Origin of the sequence: Maccoyibacter intestinihominis, from assembly GCF_040096355.1 — a bacterium.
GTDB classification, from domain to species: Bacteria; Bacillota; Clostridia; order Lachnospirales; family Lachnospiraceae; genus Maccoyibacter; species Maccoyibacter intestinihominis.
Genome location: NZ_JBBMEX010000043.1, coordinates 1 through 546 on the forward strand (window position 1 = coordinate 1; position 546 = coordinate 546).

The 546-nt window shown below is 48.4% G+C and carries 2 protein-coding genes; both read left to right on the forward strand.

Annotated features, from left to right (window positions below):
- Positions 1 to 14: 14 nt before the first annotated feature.
- Positions 15 to 329, forward strand: a complete 315-nt coding sequence (locus tag WMO43_RS14135; protein ID WP_041254741.1) for a hypothetical protein — start codon at positions 15 to 17, stop codon at positions 327 to 329.
- Positions 329 to 546: hypothetical protein (locus tag WMO43_RS14140; RefSeq protein WP_353531591.1), on the forward strand; the 218-nt coding region annotated here is incomplete at its 3' end. The genes WMO43_RS14135 and WMO43_RS14140, both read left to right, overlap by 1 nt.

Here is a 546-nt window from a genome sequence, read left to right on the forward strand (position 1 = left end):
AGGATGAAGACGATATGGCGAAATCAACAAAGACTTATGAAGAAAGAATACGTGCATTAGAGAAAAAGGAACAGGAAAGCATTGAAGCTACAAAAAAGCTCATAGCACAGCGGAAGGAACTGGAAAAGAGAAAGAAAGCGGAAGAAAGTAAAAAACGAACCCACAGGCTCTGTCAGATTGGAGGAGCGGTGGAATCGGTTCTTGGCTGTCCGATTGAGGAGGAAGATTTACCAAAGTTGATAGGATTCTTAAAAAGGCAGGAAACAAACGGGAAGTTTTTCTCAAAAGCGATGCAGAAAGAATTAGTTACAGACATGGAGGAAGTGTAATGGCGGAGGGAGTGGGTTTTCCATTCCCTTCATTGCCTTTGAATGAAGGGCGCACTTATGGACAACCAGAGGTCGTCCTTATAAGTTTGCCACAAGTGGCAACCGGTCTGCGCTTACGCTTGCCGGGCTCGTTCCGTCGGCGGGGCTTTCAGCCAGACCTGCTCATGCCGCAGGGGGCACTCTTGCGCAGAGGGCGTTCCGACAGCTTCACTCCTGC